Raw genomic sequence first — 811 nt, forward strand, 5'->3', positions numbered from 1 at the left:
GGTGATTATAATCTTAAAAATTTCTCGATTGACCATGATAAAGAAGCATTAATCCCCTATATTAAAAACGCACAAAAGTATCAACCCGATTTTCAGTTATTTGCCAGTCCTTGGAGCCCACCAACATGGATGAAATTTCCTAAGGTATACAACTCTGGTCGAATCGTTACTACTCCAGAAAATCTGCAGGCGTATGCGAATTACTTTGTTAAATATATAAGAGCCTATGAAGAACAAGGTATTCATATCAAGCGAATATGTCCACAAAACGAAGTGTTTGCTGATCAAAAGTTTCCGTCCTGCTTATGGAACAGCGAAGACTTGCGGGTTTTTATTCGCGATTATCTAGGGCCAACATTTGAAAAAGAAGATCTTGATACTGAAATTTTCCTTGGAACATTAAACGGGCCTGAAGATATGTCTTTTACAGCAGCAGGAATTAAGTTAGATAATTACAACCGTTACGTCGATAATATTCTATTTGATGATAGAGCTCGCAGATATATCAAAGTAATCGGCTATCAATGGGCCGGTCAACAGGTCATTGAGCGTACTCATGAATCATGGCCTGAAATTGAGCTGATTCAAACTGAGTCCGAATGTGGCTTTGGTGAAAATAGTTGGGAATATGCCGAGTACATTTTTCATTTATTCAATCTTTACTTTACTGGTGGGGCAACCGCCTATACCTACTGGAATATTATTTTGGGCGATTCAGTCAGTACCTGGGGATGGCAGCAAAATTCATTGTTTTCCATTGACTCCAAGAATAACAACAAGGTAACGCGTAACCCTGAATATTATGTAATGC

Annotated in this window: 1 protein-coding gene; it reads left to right on the forward strand. The window is 38.3% G+C overall.

The features are described 5' to 3' along the window. A partial coding sequence (locus KH893_RS11115; RefSeq protein ID WP_427860369.1) for a glycoside hydrolase family 30 protein occupies positions 1 to 811 on the forward strand: 811 nt, incomplete at both ends.

This window comes from Liquorilactobacillus sicerae (assembly GCF_029916425.1).
Taxonomy (GTDB): Bacteria; Bacillota; Bacilli; order Lactobacillales; family Lactobacillaceae; genus Liquorilactobacillus; species Liquorilactobacillus sicerae.